The sequence below is a fragment of the Chryseobacterium sp. SIMBA_028 genome (genome assembly GCF_046535285.1).
Taxonomy (GTDB): domain Bacteria; phylum Bacteroidota; class Bacteroidia; order Flavobacteriales; family Weeksellaceae; genus Chryseobacterium.
Genome location: NZ_JAWRWZ010000012.1, coordinates 1 through 14,780, shown reverse-complemented (window position 1 = coordinate 14,780; position 14,780 = coordinate 1). Strand labels below are relative to the sequence as shown.

At 35.7% G+C, this 14,780-nt stretch carries 18 protein-coding genes and 1 tRNA gene; 11 read left to right on the top strand and 8 right to left on the bottom strand.

Annotation, left to right across the window (positions count from 1 at the left end; genetic code table 11):
• Positions 1–36 precede the first annotated feature (36 nt).
• Entirely contained in the window at positions 37–1,188 is a 1,152-nt protein-coding gene (locus SCA31_RS16430) for an MFS transporter (RefSeq protein ID WP_410698030.1), read from the bottom strand.
• Positions 1,189–1,292: 104 nt separating this feature from the next.
• On the opposite strand from SCA31_RS16430, the gene SCA31_RS16425 reads away from it, so the two are divergent.
• The 3 genes from SCA31_RS16425 to SCA31_RS16415 all read left to right on the top strand — a co-directional run bounded on the left by SCA31_RS16425 (position 1,293) and on the right by SCA31_RS16415 (position 3,090).
• Positions 1,293–1,649 (top strand): winged helix-turn-helix transcriptional regulator, encoded by a 357-nt coding sequence (locus tag SCA31_RS16425; protein ID WP_410698029.1) that lies wholly within the window; start codon positions 1,293–1,295, stop codon positions 1,647–1,649.
• A 292-nt stretch (positions 1,650–1,941) separates the two neighbouring features.
• Positions 1,942–2,511 carry an AAA family ATPase gene (locus SCA31_RS16420; protein WP_410698028.1) on the top strand — a complete coding sequence of 190 codons (570 nt, stop codon included), beginning with the start codon at positions 1,942–1,944 and terminating at the stop codon, positions 2,509–2,511.
• A gap of 18 nt (positions 2,512–2,529) precedes the next feature.
• The gene (locus SCA31_RS16415) at positions 2,530–3,090 is read left to right on the top strand and encodes a DUF6624 domain-containing protein (protein WP_410698027.1); all 561 of its coding nucleotides are present in this window, start codon (positions 2,530–2,532) and stop codon (positions 3,088–3,090) included.
• Positions 3,091–3,178: 88 nt separating this feature from the next.
• Here SCA31_RS16415 and SCA31_RS16410 read toward each other — a convergent pair whose 3' ends face one another.
• The 7 genes from SCA31_RS16410 to SCA31_RS16380 form a co-directional block, all read right to left on the bottom strand.
• Positions 3,179–3,667: a DUF2938 domain-containing protein gene (locus SCA31_RS16410; RefSeq protein ID WP_410698026.1), complete on the bottom strand. Its 489-nt coding sequence runs from the start codon at positions 3,665–3,667 to the stop codon at positions 3,179–3,181.
• Positions 3,668–3,677: 10 nt separating this feature from the next.
• On the bottom strand, positions 3,678–3,977 hold the full coding sequence (locus tag SCA31_RS16405; protein WP_410698025.1) for a thioredoxin family protein: 300 nt from the start codon (positions 3,975–3,977) through the stop codon (positions 3,678–3,680).
• 107 nt (positions 3,978–4,084) lie between these two features.
• Positions 4,085–5,164 (bottom strand): DUF418 domain-containing protein, encoded by a 1,080-nt coding sequence (locus SCA31_RS16400; RefSeq protein ID WP_410698024.1) that lies wholly within the window; start codon positions 5,162–5,164, stop codon positions 4,085–4,087.
• 100 nt (positions 5,165–5,264) lie between these two features.
• Positions 5,265–5,834 (bottom strand): Crp/Fnr family transcriptional regulator, encoded by a 570-nt coding sequence (locus SCA31_RS16395; protein WP_410698023.1) that lies wholly within the window; start codon positions 5,832–5,834, stop codon positions 5,265–5,267.
• Between the two features lie 14 nt (positions 5,835–5,848).
• Entirely contained in the window at positions 5,849–6,592 is a 744-nt protein-coding gene (locus SCA31_RS16390; RefSeq protein WP_410698022.1) for a GNAT family N-acetyltransferase, read from the bottom strand.
• Positions 6,593–6,603: 11 nt separating this feature from the next.
• Positions 6,604–7,554 (bottom strand): helix-turn-helix domain-containing protein, encoded by a 951-nt coding sequence (locus SCA31_RS16385; protein ID WP_410698020.1) that lies wholly within the window; start codon positions 7,552–7,554, stop codon positions 6,604–6,606.
• 162 nt (positions 7,555–7,716) lie between these two features.
• A complete protein-coding gene (locus tag SCA31_RS16380) occupies positions 7,717–8,052 on the bottom strand; it encodes a nuclear transport factor 2 family protein (RefSeq protein WP_410698018.1) in 336 nt (111 codons plus the stop codon).
• A 176-nt stretch (positions 8,053–8,228) separates the two neighbouring features.
• Here SCA31_RS16380 and SCA31_RS16375 point away from each other — a divergent pair, with 176 nt between their 5' ends.
• The 8 genes from SCA31_RS16375 to SCA31_RS16340 all read left to right on the top strand — a co-directional run bounded on the left by SCA31_RS16375 (position 8,229) and on the right by SCA31_RS16340 (position 14,725).
• Positions 8,229–8,591, top strand: a complete 363-nt coding sequence (locus SCA31_RS16375; RefSeq protein WP_410698016.1) for a DinB family protein — start codon at positions 8,229–8,231, stop codon at positions 8,589–8,591.
• A gap of 15 nt (positions 8,592–8,606) precedes the next feature.
• Positions 8,607–8,732 (top strand): DinB family protein, encoded by a 126-nt coding sequence (locus SCA31_RS16370; RefSeq protein ID WP_410698015.1) that lies wholly within the window; start codon positions 8,607–8,609, stop codon positions 8,730–8,732.
• Positions 8,733–8,811: 79 nt separating this feature from the next.
• Positions 8,812–10,587 (top strand): S41 family peptidase, encoded by a 1,776-nt coding sequence (locus SCA31_RS16365; protein WP_410698014.1) that lies wholly within the window; start codon positions 8,812–8,814, stop codon positions 10,585–10,587.
• A gap of 549 nt (positions 10,588–11,136) precedes the next feature.
• Positions 11,137–11,487 carry an immunity 51 family protein gene (locus SCA31_RS16360; protein WP_410698013.1) on the top strand — a complete coding sequence of 117 codons (351 nt, stop codon included), beginning with the start codon at positions 11,137–11,139 and terminating at the stop codon, positions 11,485–11,487.
• Between the two features lie 75 nt (positions 11,488–11,562).
• Positions 11,563–12,057, top strand: a complete 495-nt coding sequence (locus SCA31_RS16355) for a hypothetical protein (protein WP_410698012.1) — start codon at positions 11,563–11,565, stop codon at positions 12,055–12,057.
• A gap of 280 nt (positions 12,058–12,337) precedes the next feature.
• Positions 12,338–12,422 (top strand) — tRNA-Ser (locus SCA31_RS16350).
• Positions 12,423–12,675: 253 nt separating this feature from the next.
• A complete protein-coding gene (locus SCA31_RS16345) occupies positions 12,676–13,908 on the top strand; it encodes a site-specific integrase (protein WP_410698011.1) in 1,233 nt (410 codons plus the stop codon).
• Between the two features lie 484 nt (positions 13,909–14,392).
• On the top strand, positions 14,393–14,725 hold the full coding sequence (locus tag SCA31_RS16340) for a hypothetical protein (protein ID WP_410698010.1): 333 nt from the start codon (positions 14,393–14,395) through the stop codon (positions 14,723–14,725).
• The last annotated feature ends 55 nt before the right edge of the window (positions 14,726–14,780 follow it).

Genomic DNA, 14,780 nt, shown 5'->3' with positions numbered 1-14,780 from the left:
CCTTTGGAAAAACAAATAAAAGAGTCTGATTACTATTCAAGACTTATTTTCCATCATCTTTTTCTTAATGAATAAAGTAAGTAATGCCAATGCCATCATCATCATACTTGACCAGACGATATTCGCAATACCATAATGAGCAATCCAGAATCCTCCGGATAATGTTCCGGCGGTCACTGCCAAATTTCCGCAGGAAGTAAAAATACTGTTGATGAATTCTGAAGAACCGGAAACAGATGATGTCACATTAACATTGCTGATCAGAAAACCTCCGGAATGGATTAGACCCCAAAGCCCAATAATCCAAATCATGGGAACAAGAAAGCTTCCATATTGATAGATCAGCAGGTGAATACAGGATAATAAAACTAAGAATATAAAGGGAGTATGAAAAGGAAAGCGACTCATATATTTTCCTGCAATTTTATTACCCAAGATTCCAACGGTTCCAAATAAGAAAAGCATCATGCTGATCTGTTTACCATTCATTTGGGTTATATTTTTCAAAAAATCGGCCATATATCCATAAGTAGAGTACATCCCTGCAATGGTGAAAAAAGCTATAAATAGATTGATCCATAAAAGGGTAGAGCGAAATATTTTGGTATTAAAAACCATTGGAGATTCTTTCTCTTTTTCAATGACCGGAAGCAAAAACTGAACCCCTGCCAATGCTACACTATTAATCAATGCTGTAAGTAGAAAAGAAGACTGCCATGAAAAAAAATCGGCCATTAATGTGGCCAATGGAACCCCTAAAACTGTGGCAAGCGTAAGCCCTGAAAAAATAATGCTTACTGCTTTTGATTTATCCGCTGGATCAGAAGTCTTTTCAGCCAATGACAAGGCAATTGACCAATACACAGGATGGAAAAATGCAGGAACCATTCTGATGAGTAATAGCAGATAAAAATTCCCAATGTATGCTGAGAGAATATTAGCTGTGGTAAAAATCAATAGGGAGGAAACCAGCAGACTTTTTCTTTTAAATGAAGAACATATCAGCAGCATAAATGGTCCAAATACAGCTACAATTAAAGCAAAGGCACTCAATAACCATCCTGCTCTTTCGATGGAAATATTGAATGCAGAAGCTATTTCCGGCAATACACCAATCACTCCAAACTCTGTGGTAGTAATCCCAAAAACACCTAAAGAAAGTATATAAAGATTTCTTTTCGATTTCATAATTTTTTTGTGCAAATTTGCAAAATGAACTATCAGAAAACTATATACTTACCTTTTAGTTCTATACTTACCTTTAGGAAAGTATAACTGTAAAAAAGATTATTATGCCTGAGTTTTTCCATGACAAAAGATTGTATTATACCCCGATTGAATTTGCTCTAAGCCACATAGGAGGAACCTGGAAAATGCCTATTTTATGGAGATTACAGGAAAAACCACTTCGCTTTAGTGAACTGAAAAAGGATATTCCTCATATTACGGACAAAATGCTGACCAGTCAGCTAAGAGAGTTGGAAAGTAAGGAAATGGTCTACCGGGAAGTATTCCCCGTAGTTCCGCCAAAGGTAGAATATAGTCTGACTGAGAAAGGAAAAAAAGCCATTCCGGTCATTGAAACTATTATGAAGTATGGTTATGACCTTATTCAGGATGCAGGAATTACTTTTCCACCAAAGGAATAGACCGCTTTTATCGTTCATTTTACCAAAAATGATTATCTTTACGAATCAGAATTCTGTTGTCTCATTTAAGATTAATTCAGACTTTTCCTAGATAAGGAGAATCACAATTATCCTTAATTTTTCCTGCTTTTCTATCTTATACAGATCTTTTTTCCATTCTTTACAATCAATAAAATCCTTTTTATCTACTGCTTTTTCATAAGCTATGGATAGGCTCTTTCTTTTCCAACTTAAGATCATCCTACAGCAGATCCTAATCATTCTAAGTTATTAACCTTTAAAATAGTTGATGATGAAAAATAATCATACCCCAAAAAAACTTTATATTATCACTGGTGGGCCGGGTGCCGGAAAAACCACACTATTGAATGAATTAAATAACAATGGATTTACAACAGTGCCTGAAGATGGCCGAAGAATTATTAAGGAACAAATGGACTTAAAAGGTGAGGGACTGCCTTGGGTCAATAAAAAAATGTTTGCTGAACTGATGTTTGAAGCTTCAGCGAAAAACTATCAAGCAATGATAGAAATTCCTAATTTAAGTCCCGTTTTCTTTGATCGTGGAATATTGGATACTATTGGGTATCTCAAACTGGAAAACCTTTCTATTCCGAAAAATATGGAAGTTACCGCCAGAGAAATGGTTTACAACAAAAATGTTTTTATTCTTCCTCCCTGGAAAGATATTTACGAGAATGATTTAGAGAGAAAACAAACCTGGGAAGAGGCGATGCAAACCTTTGATTGTATGGTAGAAACTTATCTGAAATATGATTACAATATCATTGAAGTTCCGAAGATTGCCGTAGCGGAAAGAGTCCGGTTTATTCTTCATGCCATTAATAATTTTGTAAATTGAAACTTTATTTGAGGAGCAATGAATCATACATTTGGAAAGGAAATAATAGAACTGGCGCAGGTGGATCTGTCAGTAAGGGAGACGCTTTCTGCAGCAGGAGAACTTTCAGGAGGATATCATCCTGAGATGGAAAAAGTTCATAAAGACAATGCCAAGCGACTTCAGGAGATTATAAACGAAATAGGATTTCCCTCCATATCCAAGGTGGGCGAAAAGGCATGTGATACTGCCTGGCTTATTATCCAGCATTCCATTGGGGAACCTGAGTTTATGAAACAATGCTATAGGATGATGGAAGAAAATAGGGACGATATTAATCCAAAAAACAAGGCCTATCTGTATGACCGAATTCAGGTGTTTCAGGGCAAGCCACAAAAATATGGCACCCAACTCATTGAAAATGAAATTCCTTATCCGGTAGAAAATAAGGAGCATTTAAACCCAGAACGGCTAAAGGTTGGCTTGCCACCATTATCTCAAAAGGATATTAATGAAATCCCTGATGCTGAAAGTATTCCTGAAATAGAAATAAGGGACGAAGAATATACAAATTGGAGAAAAAAAGTAGGCTGGATTTAAGCTCAGGATCATAGAACCTATTTTACTTACCTACACAAAAAAGAACCGAAACCATAGGTCCCGATTCTTTATCAGATAGCTGTAAAAGCTACCTAAATAATACGGAAATAAACAATCCGGATAAATACAACCCAATGCCATATATAAAATGGGCTTGTAAACTCCGAAGTCTGGCAATGGTAGGATTGGGTAGCTTGGACGCTGCAACTCCAAAACCAAATGCAGGCTGCATCATCAACCATGGAGCTAATGTGGTTGCCAGCCCTATAAAAATGGCTGGAAAAGCAGTTGGGTGAAGCAGCCAGCTTTCGCCCCAAATTAAAAGCAGGACATATGCAAACATAATTCCGATGGAGTAGTGAGCCAGCCAGCCTATAGCCTTTTCGCCCTGAATAGGAGTGGCTTGTATAATATTAGGATGACTGAATTTTCCATTTTTAAAGTGCCCTATCCATCGCCCTAAGATACGATAGTCCAAAGAGGGAATATTCCATAACTTCTTGATGATGAGAGCGTATATATCCATAAAGATAGTCGCTCCCACACCAAGTAACACAGCATCAATTAATACATTCATTTTTTAATTTTTATCTTAAACTGATAAGCATCTGCTCTAAAGCTTGTTCTGAAAGTACTCCTGAATTACGCCAGACTTCCACATTGTTTTTTAAGACCACAAAGGTCGGAACTGACCTGATTCCATATTTTACGGCGAGCTCCTGTTGTTGATCCACATCTACCTGATGCACATTGAGCCAGTCTTCCAGTTTTACTTTTAAGGTATTGACTACAGGCATCATCATTTTGCATGGGTGACACCATTCTGCATAAAACTGAAAAAGCATCAATGAATCAATTTCCTGTACGTTCTGATTTCTCTCTGTCATTGTTATAAAATTTATTGATACAAAATTAGAGAACTGGCAGGCAGTTCAGCTGACACAAATCAGGGTGAAAATGGTACAATTCAAAGGTTTTAATCCATATTGTTTGATTAATCCGTTATCTTTCTCATCAACATCTCCAGTGGTCCCTGCTTGAATTTTTTGCTCCAAAGTTTACTGAAATAAAGGCTTAGGATAAAAAAGCCTGCGGAATACAACAGAATATAAAAAGGAGTCACAGTACTGTTATGATGGCCGATTCCTGAATAACCGTTCCCTTTCAATAAAGCCAATGCAAGAATCCCAATACTGAGATGAGAGACATAGTGAGTTAATGTCATTTGTCCGGTTCTTGCCAGATCTTTGGCCCATTCTCTTTCAGAAATGTATTGGCTGATAAACATAAAACCTGCAATAAGCATCATTCCAAAACCAATTGTATTGAATAAAAAAGGCAGTACCGGAGGAATATAGTCTGCATTGATGAACTCCCGAACTTCCGCACTCAGTACAAAGAATGTACTCCCATAGCGGAGTCCCTCCACCAGAAGATATATCCCTAAACCTATACAAAACATGCTCTGCTGAGTCTGTTTCAGAGTCCAGTTTAATCTTCCAAGATAAAGGCCAAGAGCGAAATAGGCAAACCAAGGAAATATAGGGTTCCAGCCATTATAGAAAGTATTTCTCAAAAAACCGGAAATCGTCCAGAAGTCAGTGTATTCGAGGGTCGTAAAATTCCATCCGGTTTCAAAAGGAATGATCATTAATAGCAGATGAAATATGATAATAGCAAAAGCCGCAGAGATCAGGTAGTATTTTTTGTCCATAAATATAAGCAAGGCTCCGATGCTCATGTAACCTCCATAAAGATGCAGAATATCTGCAGGCCACCAGCAATAAAACAGCATTCCGAATACAAAAAGAAAGAGTGCCCTTTTAAGTATTGTGTTGCGAAGTCTTTTTCTGTCTTCCTGTGTGTACTCCTGAACCCGATTGGTCATCAGGGCTACACCCATGCCTGCAAGGATGACAAATACCGTACTGGAATGCCCACTGAACAGAACCAGAATCTTTCCAAGAGGTGAAGTATCATCATGATTACCGAAAACCATATTGAAGTTGACAATAAACATCCCGAAGATAGCATAGGCGCGGGCCAGATCAAATCCTATAATTCTTTTTTTCATGCTGTATAATAATTTGCAGCAAAAATCAAGATTAGGACTGGGTATTCCTTTGACAAAAGTCAAAAAATAAAAGGAAGATAAGATTAGAATAGGGAAATATTTATATTTTGGATCTTATTCTGCTCAATGTTTCCAGAGAAACTCCCAGATAAGAGGCAATGTGGGTCAGTTTCAGATAGTGAAAATATTCAGGAGATTTTTTCAAAAGTACTTCATAGCGTTCTTTGGCACCTAAGGTATGGAAATCAAAAAGCCGGTCTTCCAGCCAAATAATATACAATTCTGACAATAAAACATCATATTCCAGCAGGAGAGGGAGTTGTTTTTTAGCAGTTTCAAATGCAGTATAATCCACGGTTTCTACCGTTATATCAGTCAGGCATTCAATGATCTCCTTACTTGGTTTTTGATTGATATAACTTTTAAAGGAAATTGCAATGTCATCCTTAAAGAAAAACTCGGTGGTTATTTCCTTTTTATCCGAATAAAAGAACTTTCGGGCAACACCATTGATGATGAGGTAGCTTTTTCTACATACATCACCTTGCTGTAATATTATTTCTCCTTTTTTAAACTGTTCTGTGGTGGTAATCCTGTCAATGGTATCAATGGTTTCCTTATCAAAACGAGAACTTAGGTTCTTAAGTTTTTCAATGTGTTCTATCATCATACACTTTGAATTGTTTAAAGCTTCTCAACAGATTCTGGAGAAATACAATTCCACTTGGCAAATAAACTCAGGTTTAATTTTTTGGCCAATGCAACAGAAGCTGTATTGTTCAGTTGGCAACGGTACTGAGGTTCATACCCGTCCTGTAATGTCGCTTTTGAGATAACCTGAACCGCCTGTCTGGCATACCCTTTCCCTCTAAAATTATCCAGTGTGATGACTCCTATATCCGCCAATTTGGAATCTTCCCGCCATGGATACACGCTTGTTACTGTAATCAGCTGATTGTTTTCAAAAATCCCAAACACTTTCCAGTGATTCAGCTCTACAAATGCTCCATCCAGATCTTCTTCTGTGGACAAAGACTCAAAAATGGTAAAATAATCAGTATCATTTTTTGTCAGGGGACGCATATTTTGGGGATCATTAAGATTTAAAATTACTGACTTTTCTTCTTCAGGAAAATAAAAAATATAATCAGCACCATACAAAAATAGCTGTTTATGTTTTAAAAGGTCGATGAATTTTTCAAAATCCAGGTGAAGAAGATTTGTTCCTTTTAAATGGTTTGCCACCTTAGGGCTTATCATTGCCCAGTTGTTTCCGGATGGAAATTCTAGGGTCATAATTTGGCTTTCTTCCTCAAGATCTTCATTGAGAAGTAACGTAAATTTAGGGTGATTACAAAGAATTTCACCCTGAAACTGATCGTTCCAATACTGCTGAACAACAGGAGAAGTGATTTTTGAGGTGTACATGGCTATTTTAATTAATGTTTGTGGTTTTTGCGGTATTGAAGTGGGGTAACTCCGGTTTGCTTTTTAAAGAAACGTCCAAAATAGGAATCATCCGTAAAGTTGAGCTCCATGGCAATCATGGAAACTGTATCACGGGTTTGTATAAGTCGTGATTTGGCTTCCTGTATGAGCTGTTTCTGAATGAAATGACTGGCAGGAAATCCGGTGACCTCCTTGATGACATCATTCAGGTGGTTAGGATGCATATGCAGCAAATCTGCATAATCAGCGACCAGTTTTTTATTCATAAAGTGTTGGTTGACCAATAACTGAAATTCTGCAGTCAATTGATCTTTTCTGGATAATGAGAATGCATTTTCAGATGTTTTTTTATTGTAAATACGCTCAGCTTCCAATAGGATGACATTTAAGAATATGCGGGTAAGCAGATCATCATTAAATGTTGTTTTCTGACATTTTTCACTGTTTAATTTCCAGAATAAATGCTCCATCATCTGGACCTCCCGCTCCAAAAGCTTTATAAAAGGCTCCTGATTCATCTGAAAGAAAGGAAACTGATTGAGCTTGATCTGATGCTTAATGCAGAGAAGAAAATAATCAGCATCAAACATACAGATAACTCCTTTTACATTTTCACTCCAGTATTCTACAGCATGTAATTGATTTTCTCCAATAAAGTAGATGGTTCCGGGTGTAAAGTGATAAGATTGGTGTCCTATTGTTTCGTGTATTTCCCCTTCAGTCAAGAGAATAATGCTGTAAAATTTCCGTCTGGTCTGCTTTCCTTCTATATTTTTTTGCTCCTTTTTAAGATCTTCCAATTTAGCAATTTCCAAAAAACCGTTTCCGTGAGTATATGTAATATCGTTGCATTCTTCACAGAAAGATGCTGAAGAATCATTCAGGTAAAAATCCTTAAAATCCTGTTCATTTCGAAGCTCTTTAATCTCAGACTGTCTCATAATTCAATTACTCTTATTTTTCGGAAGAACTGTAGCCCTAAAGGTAAGTATAGATCATGGTTTTTACATTGTAAAATACCTATGAATTACATAGAAAATTTGCATAAGCCAGCCGTTCCAAGGAAACGGCTGGATGAATTACGTTTTAATTCGAAAAAATGTTTACTCATTCAATAACGGTCTTGGATCAAATACTACTTTCAAAGAGTGAATCTTTCCGTTAATAATATGATACCATCCGGAAGCTGTTATCGTTTTGTTTCCCATATTAATATCATACCAGAAACAAACATCTTCACCAGCGGTAAAGGTCTGAATAATATGATATTTAAACTTCATCTGCTTCATATCATTCATATAAACTGAAGCTCCGTCTCTTGTTCCCAATACTCCTGCGAAAGTAAACGTAGGATCAAGGCAGCTTTCTGCTTTCTCAAAGTTTTCTTCATTGAGGTATTGGATAAACTGTTCTGCTGGATTTTGGATTGTATTGCTCATAAATATTGTTTTTATTGGAACAAAATTAAGGGATTGATGATAATTTTCTTTGTGACCATCGTCACAAAATGGTTGAATGTTTTTAAATAAATGATATGGTAAAGAGACTCCTCTCTTCAAGATTTCTTATATTCACCCTACAGAAACTGAATGTAGTAACTCAATAAAAAAATAAAATGGAAATAAAGTCTGTAGATTCATTCATAGATTATTATGAGAAAATTCGGGGAAGAACTAATAAGATTATTGAGATCGTTCCTCCTGAACATCTTGATTTTACCTATAAACCGGGAAAATTTACCATTGGTGACCAAATACGGCATATTGCTACTATTGAACGATATATGTACGGAGAAACCATTTCGGGAAGAAAAAGTGCCTATCCGGGTTGTGGAAAAGAACTGGCAGATGGGTATGAAAATATCGTGAATTTTTTCAATGAAATGCATAGGCAAACCCTGGAAATCATAAAAGGATTTTCTGATGAAGATCTTAACTGTAAATGCCTTACTCCCGCCAATAATGAGATCTCAATATGAAAATGGCTTAGGGCAATGGTAGAGCATGAAATTCATCACAGGGCAGAATTATATATTTACCTGAACCTTTTGGATGTAAAAACGCCTCAAATCTATGGTTTTTCAGCAGAAGAAGTTCAGGATATGAGCGTGAAACTATAGCCTTTTAAAAATCCTTGACTTTGGAATCATAAAAACTGATTGAGGTTAATTTGTATATTAGCCTTTCAAAAAAATAGTCATGACCAAGCCCTTTATCGCTGCTTTTTTACTATTGGTGAGTTCTGTATATGCACAGACAAATCTGGAGTTAAAACCAAAAGATACCTTAATGTATTCTCCCCAGTCCGGCAAACCTGCATGGATATCCGTAGAGTCCGGCAATGCTAATTTAGGGATAGCTTTATTTATGGATGGGAAAAAGATAAAAGAGCAGGATGATTCCAGAGGAATAAAGAGTGTCGAACGACTGTATTTTGCTCCTGAGAAGAATAAAAAGTATCAACTTAAAATCTGGGCAAAATCTTATGTTGAAAAAAGTAAAACAGCGATAGTTTCCATTAAAGAATCGAAAGATCTGCCGGTACTGAATAACCGGTTTACTGCAGCTCAGTTGGTGGAAGATCTGCATACATTTCGATCTATTAGGGAGCAGGCGAATTCGGGACTCTACGTTTACAGAAACAAACAGCAGATAGACAGCATTTATGAAAGGGCAGAAGAAGAGGCGGGAAACAGCAAGAGCATTTTTGATTTTTACAAAGTAATAGCCAAGGTTACAGGTTTTGAAGGAAGCTGTCATAACTATACAGATCTTCCTAACCACGCATCTTATTATCTAACCCAAAAACCAGAATATTTACCCATTACCCTTAAGAATATTGATGGACGATTACTACAGGATTCCAAAAACGTTGCAGTTCCTCTTGGTGCTGAAATTCTATCCATTAATGGAATTCCCTCAAAGGAAATAATCAGTCGCTTTTCACAATATTATTTTTCGGATGGTTATTCCATACCTTATAAGGAAACCGCAGGCTTTGAAAGGGGAATGCTTGATAAATTTTATATGGAGTTTGGTACTCATAAAAGCTATGTAATCAGCTATCAGTGGAATTATCAAACTCATCAGACCACCTTATCCGGAATTTCATTAGAAAACTTTAAAAAACTTCAGGAATCCCGATTTTCATTAATATTCGACAAAAAACTCTTATCGGAAAAATATAGTCTCACGAAAGAAGGTGAGGGAATCTACCGCTTATCATTAAGAGGATTTGATTTTGCAGTGGATAAAGAAGATCCTGCCTACAAAAAATTCAGTACTTTTCTTGATCAGATGATGGACGTCCTTGAACGGGAGAATATAGGGAACTTAATCATTGATCTGAGAGGAAATACAGGAGGAACTGGAGCCGTTTATGAGAAAGTTTTTACTTACCTCACACAAAGGCCTTTTCGCGATAGTCATTATGCCTACACTAAGTTTAATGAGATCCCAATGGATGAAAAACTGGTTATTACCCCTCTTTTCCTTTCCAATGGAGTAACAGATAAGAATGGATTGAATGCCTACTTCAAGCAGCTTTATCCCAAGCAGGTTCAAGGGAAGTTCTATTGGGCAGATGACAAAAATCCACTTATTTTACCCAATGAAAGAACCTTTAAAGGACAACTTTATCTGCTTATAGACCAGCGTGTAGCATCTGCAGCATCCCATTTGGCTTCACTGATTAAATCGTATACCAATGCTATTGTAATCGGTAAGGAGACTGTAGGTGGTTATTATGAGCATAATGGACATTTTCCTGTGGTGTATGAACTTCCAAATACCGGTATTCAGACTGGATTTTCTATTGTTCATGTGATTCAGGATGCCCAAATTCTTACAGATCAGAAAAGAGGACAGGGAATTATTCCGCACATCAAAATACAGCAAACCAATCAGGAGTTTTTAGACCAAACCGATGTTTATCTCAAAAAAGTACTCGAACTTCAAAAACAGAATACTAAATAAAATAAAGTAGCCACAGATGATTCGGTTGTGGCTTTTTTCTTACATCGATTCGTAAATAATCATATATTTCTCATGGCAAGGTGAAAAAATTATTTTTTTAAAATAATTAATATTGTTTTGTAATACAGGTTTTTATTGACTTTTTTTAATGTAAGGAAAAGAGGAGTTATAATCAAAAGTCGTAGAACTACTACAAATTTTCAGATTGATGTCTGAAAATTTTTTGAATATAAATAACCGCTTTATATTTGTTATACCAACACCCAATTACAAAATAGTATTAACGATTAAAATTTATAAATCATGGCAACACATTCAAGGGTACTCGTAACCATTCTGTACTAGCTTTTCTGATTATTACAGATTTTTAAAATTTAACTGTTTATTTCATCGAATTTTCTGAAGTTTTTATTTCGGGGTTATTTTCTAGTGCCAAATTAAAACTAAAGTATTTGAAGAAAGGGTATCAGGTTTCAGGTTAGAATGCTTGTAGTGGTATGGATAAATATAAATGAATTCGTCACGAAATTTTTAAAGATTTACAACAATATGGACATTAATAATTTAAAAGAAACAATCAAACCATTTTTCTGGGTAGAACATGGCAATAGTTTTTCGGTATGCTTAGATGCCGGAAGTTATAAACAGGAAATCTTTGATGCAAGAGCAGATGAGGGGTTTGAGGGAAGCGGTTACGACTGGGGATCCTTAGCTCAGGTTTTCCTGGAGGAGAAAAGGCAGGATTTGAGTGATAGTATTCGTTTTGATCCTGAAGGAGGAATGTTTTGTGCCTATTCTTCTAATGGAGATCAACTGAAAGACTTTATTCTGGACTTTAAAAAAGCCTGTGAAGATGAAACTGTAATCATGGACTTATTTTCAAGGGCAGAACTGGATTAAAACAGGAGTATACCGGAGGAGTAGTGAAATATAGTGAGGCCTATTTAAATTTTAACCCAATTTATCAAATTAATTATGAAAAAAATATTTTCTGAACTTAAAGGCTTTGTTATATACAGTCCGGAGCTTTTAGAAAAATACCTTCAGGAACATAATCTGCCGGGTAATAATATTTTAAAATACTTTGTTGAGAATGAACACGGTGATGAAATAACAAAGTCGGGAATTGCCATTCCGCTTATAGGAGTAGAAGAGGGGCATTACTCTTTCTGTATTTCTACAGGGGAAGAACACATTCTGGGAGATGGGGAAGTAGCAGTTCGGTCAGATGGTTGGATATATCAGACAAACAATAATGAATTAAAGGTTGTCGGTATCGGTTATTTAAAGGATATTTCAACCATTAATGATGAAAATAGTATAAAACTTACCCTGGACAATGGATGGTCTTCTATCAAAATAAGAGCGGGAATAAAGAATGGGGAAAGATTATTTGAGCTTAATACACAAAAGGAGGAAACAAAACCAAATTTCAGCGGAGATGTGACCACAACTTATTATTACAGCTAAAAAGATAATATTTAAGGAGGGAGTTCTATCAAAAGAAAGATTTTGCAAAAAAAAAAAAAAATAAAGTTGATTATTACAATGACTGTGTAAGGATTTTTGTTGTTAAATAATAAAAATATTTGATAGTCAATGTGTTTGTGAGTCTGTCTTTCTGAATCGTATTTTCGGGAAACCCCTTTGCCATCACTGAATTTTTTAATTTTATTAAAAAATATTTTGTCAGTTATAAAAAAGTTTCTATATTTGCACCACTGAAAACAACGGTATAGCCGAAGTTTAGGGAGAGATGGCAGAGTGGTCGATTGCGATAGTCTTGAAAACTATTGACTGTAACAGGTCCGGGGGTTCGAATCCCTCTCTCTCCGCTGGTTGAGAAACTAAAATAAGCTAAAACGCTGTAAACATCAATGTTTACAGCGTTTTTTGTTTTTGCACTAGTATCAAAAAAAATCAAAATAGGTCACAATTTATATGACCTATTTCGTGACCTATACTGAAAATTTCAAAATAGGTCACGAAAAACTTAGAGATACCCGACCAATAGGCAGTCTAATGATTGTACATCTTGCAAAAAGTGGAAACAAAAATTAAATTATTAACAATTAAAGTTACCACAAAATGAACAAAACATTCAACCTGTTATTCTTTATAAAGAAGAATAAAATCAGAACCAATGGAACCGCTCCCATCTACTTACGGATTACAATAGATGGCAAGGCAGCAGATATTGCTGCTAAGAGGTATATTCATCCAAAGAAATGGGATAATAAGGCACACCAGGCAATAGGTAATAGTCAAGAAGCCAAAACTCTGAATGTCTATCTTAAAACCTTGGAACAAGAAGTTTACGATTCTCATTACCTTATGGTGAAAGAGGCGAATAATCTAACAGCAGTGAGTTTAAAATCTAAACTGCTTGGAACCGACATTCAGCAGAGAATGCTAATTCCTATTTTTCAAGATCATAATGATAAGGTCGAAGCGCTGGTAGGTCAGGATTTTGCGCTCGGAACTTTGGAACGGTATAAAACCTCTCTAAAACACACACAGGAATTCCTAAACTGGAAATATAAAATTTCTGATATAGACATCACGAAGATTGATCACGCTTTCATAATGGATTATGATTTTTGGCTTCGTAGTGTTCGTAAATGTGCTAACAATACCGCAGTAAAATACATTAAGAATTTCAAAAAGATTATTCGGTTATGTATTGCGAATGGCTGGCTCTCCAAAGATCCTTTTCTAGGATACAAAGCAAAACTTAAGGTAGTGGAACGTCCATATCTTATCAAGGAAGAAATTCAAACGATTTATGAAAAAGAATTTGCGTCAGACAGATTAAACCAAGTTCGTGATATTTTTCTTTTCAGTTGCTATACCGGTTTGGCATATGTTGATGTAAAGAAATTGTCTAAATCTCACGTCAATCTCGGAATAGATGGTGACAAATGGATATTCACACATCGTCAGAAAACCGACACCTCAACCAGAATTCCGTTATTACCTTTAGCCCAGGAACTCATTTTAAAATATGAAGGCCATCCAGAATGTGTAAATTTAAACGTCTTGTTTCCTGTTCTCAGCAATCAGAAAATGAATTCCTATCTAAAAGAAATTGCTAATGTCTGTGGAATTAATAAAGAGCTGACTTTCCACATTGCAAGACATACATTTGCTACTACCGTTACATTGTCCAACGGAGTGCCAATTGAAAGTGTAAGCAAAATGCTTGGTCACACCAATATAAAAACCACACAGCACTATGCGAAGATTTTGGATAAGAAAGTGAGTGATGATATGTTGGAATTAAGAAGCAAACTTCAGGACAGGAAGTGTAATTGTAATTAAAATAGTGATAATGATGTTAAATGTAATCCCGCCTTGGGACCTTAACGAGCGTATCTTCAAACACTTTTATTGATGATTTGATTCGTTTGAGTCAAATTAAACAAGAGTTACAAAGCTCATTTTTTATGGATAGATTTTTTGTAGATTAAGAGTATTGCAATTTAATGTTAAGCACTTGGAACAATTGACATTGTTTGGCTTTAATTTACTTCAATTGTCTTAAGTTCGCAAGAGTGAATAGAGTATTTAGTTTGTCGTAAATATGATCATTTATATAGAGATATAATCCTGTTACATTACAATATATTATTACCCAAAAATATAACACGACACGCTCTGCTGTTATAGTAATTTATCTTTGTCTCAAAATGATTTTATATGATAAATTTCACATTAAAAAACTCATAATAAATCTTTCAAGTGTGATAAAAAGAATATTTTTACGCAGTTTTAAAAATTAATAATCACTCAAATAAAACTAAACATGAAAAGACTTTATGTAAGTGCACTTTCTATAGGTGCCCTTACGGCTACCTATGCCCAAGAAGTGGTGTGGCAGAAAGACATCAAATCCTCGACTCAGGATTTTCTTTCCCAAGTTATCACAACCATAGATCAGCAATACTTAATTACCGGCAGCTCAATCCAATCAAAAAAACTTTCTACTGAAAGCAAACAGAATAACGGCTATGATTTCCATCTGGTGAAACTTAATCAACAGGGTGAAGAAGTGTGGGAAAAGTATTTCTCAGGTCAGAATCATGACTTCCTATCTGCTGTGGTCAATACTCAGGATAGAGTGCACCCAAAAGTTTAGACAAAATTAAATAATCTTTTGATAATAAAGAGTTCGATATTCTATCGGGCTCTTT

Excerpts from the sequence above, each read along its gene's own strand:
- SCA31_RS16365 (WP_410698014.1), top strand. The coding sequence starts at position 8,812 with ATGACCAAGCCCTTTATCGCTGCTTTTTTACTATTGGTGAGTTCTGTA.
- SCA31_RS16380 (WP_410698018.1), bottom strand. The coding sequence starts at position 8,052 with ATGAGCAATACAATCCAAAATCCAGCAGAACAGTTTATCCAATACCTC.
- SCA31_RS16390 (WP_410698022.1), bottom strand. The coding sequence starts at position 6,592 with ATGTACACCTCAAAAATCACTTCTCCTGTTGTTCAGCAGTATTGGAAC.
- SCA31_RS16430 (WP_410698030.1), bottom strand. The coding sequence starts at position 1,188 with ATGAAATCGAAAAGAAATCTTTATATACTTTCTTTAGGTGTTTTTGGG.
- SCA31_RS16355 (WP_410698012.1), top strand. The coding sequence starts at position 11,563 with ATGAAAAAAATATTTTCTGAACTTAAAGGCTTTGTTATATACAGTCCG.
- SCA31_RS16405 (WP_410698025.1), bottom strand. The coding sequence starts at position 3,977 with ATGACAGAGAGAAATCAGAACGTACAGGAAATTGATTCATTGATGCTT.
- SCA31_RS16420 (WP_410698028.1), top strand. The coding sequence starts at position 1,942 with ATGAAAAATAATCATACCCCAAAAAAACTTTATATTATCACTGGTGGG.
- SCA31_RS16395 (WP_410698023.1), bottom strand. The coding sequence starts at position 5,834 with ATGATGATAGAACACATTGAAAAACTTAAGAACCTAAGTTCTCGTTTT.
- SCA31_RS16400 (WP_410698024.1), bottom strand. The coding sequence starts at position 5,164 with ATGAAAAAAAGAATTATAGGATTTGATCTGGCCCGCGCCTATGCTATC.
- SCA31_RS16410 (WP_410698026.1), bottom strand. The coding sequence starts at position 3,667 with ATGAATGTATTAATTGATGCTGTGTTACTTGGTGTGGGAGCGACTATC.
- SCA31_RS16370 (WP_410698015.1), top strand. The coding sequence starts at position 8,607 with ATGGTAGAGCATGAAATTCATCACAGGGCAGAATTATATATTTACCTG.
- SCA31_RS16425 (WP_410698029.1), top strand. The coding sequence starts at position 1,293 with ATGCCTGAGTTTTTCCATGACAAAAGATTGTATTATACCCCGATTGAA.
- SCA31_RS16385 (WP_410698020.1), bottom strand. The coding sequence starts at position 7,554 with ATGAGACAGTCTGAGATTAAAGAGCTTCGAAATGAACAGGATTTTAAG.
- SCA31_RS16340 (WP_410698010.1), top strand. The coding sequence starts at position 14,393 with ATGAAAAGACTTTATGTAAGTGCACTTTCTATAGGTGCCCTTACGGCT.
- SCA31_RS16375 (WP_410698016.1), top strand. The coding sequence starts at position 8,229 with ATGGAAATAAAGTCTGTAGATTCATTCATAGATTATTATGAGAAAATT.
- SCA31_RS16415 (WP_410698027.1), top strand. The coding sequence starts at position 2,530 with ATGAATCATACATTTGGAAAGGAAATAATAGAACTGGCGCAGGTGGAT.
- SCA31_RS16345 (WP_410698011.1), top strand. The coding sequence starts at position 12,676 with ATGAACAAAACATTCAACCTGTTATTCTTTATAAAGAAGAATAAAATC.
- SCA31_RS16360 (WP_410698013.1), top strand. The coding sequence starts at position 11,137 with ATGGACATTAATAATTTAAAAGAAACAATCAAACCATTTTTCTGGGTA.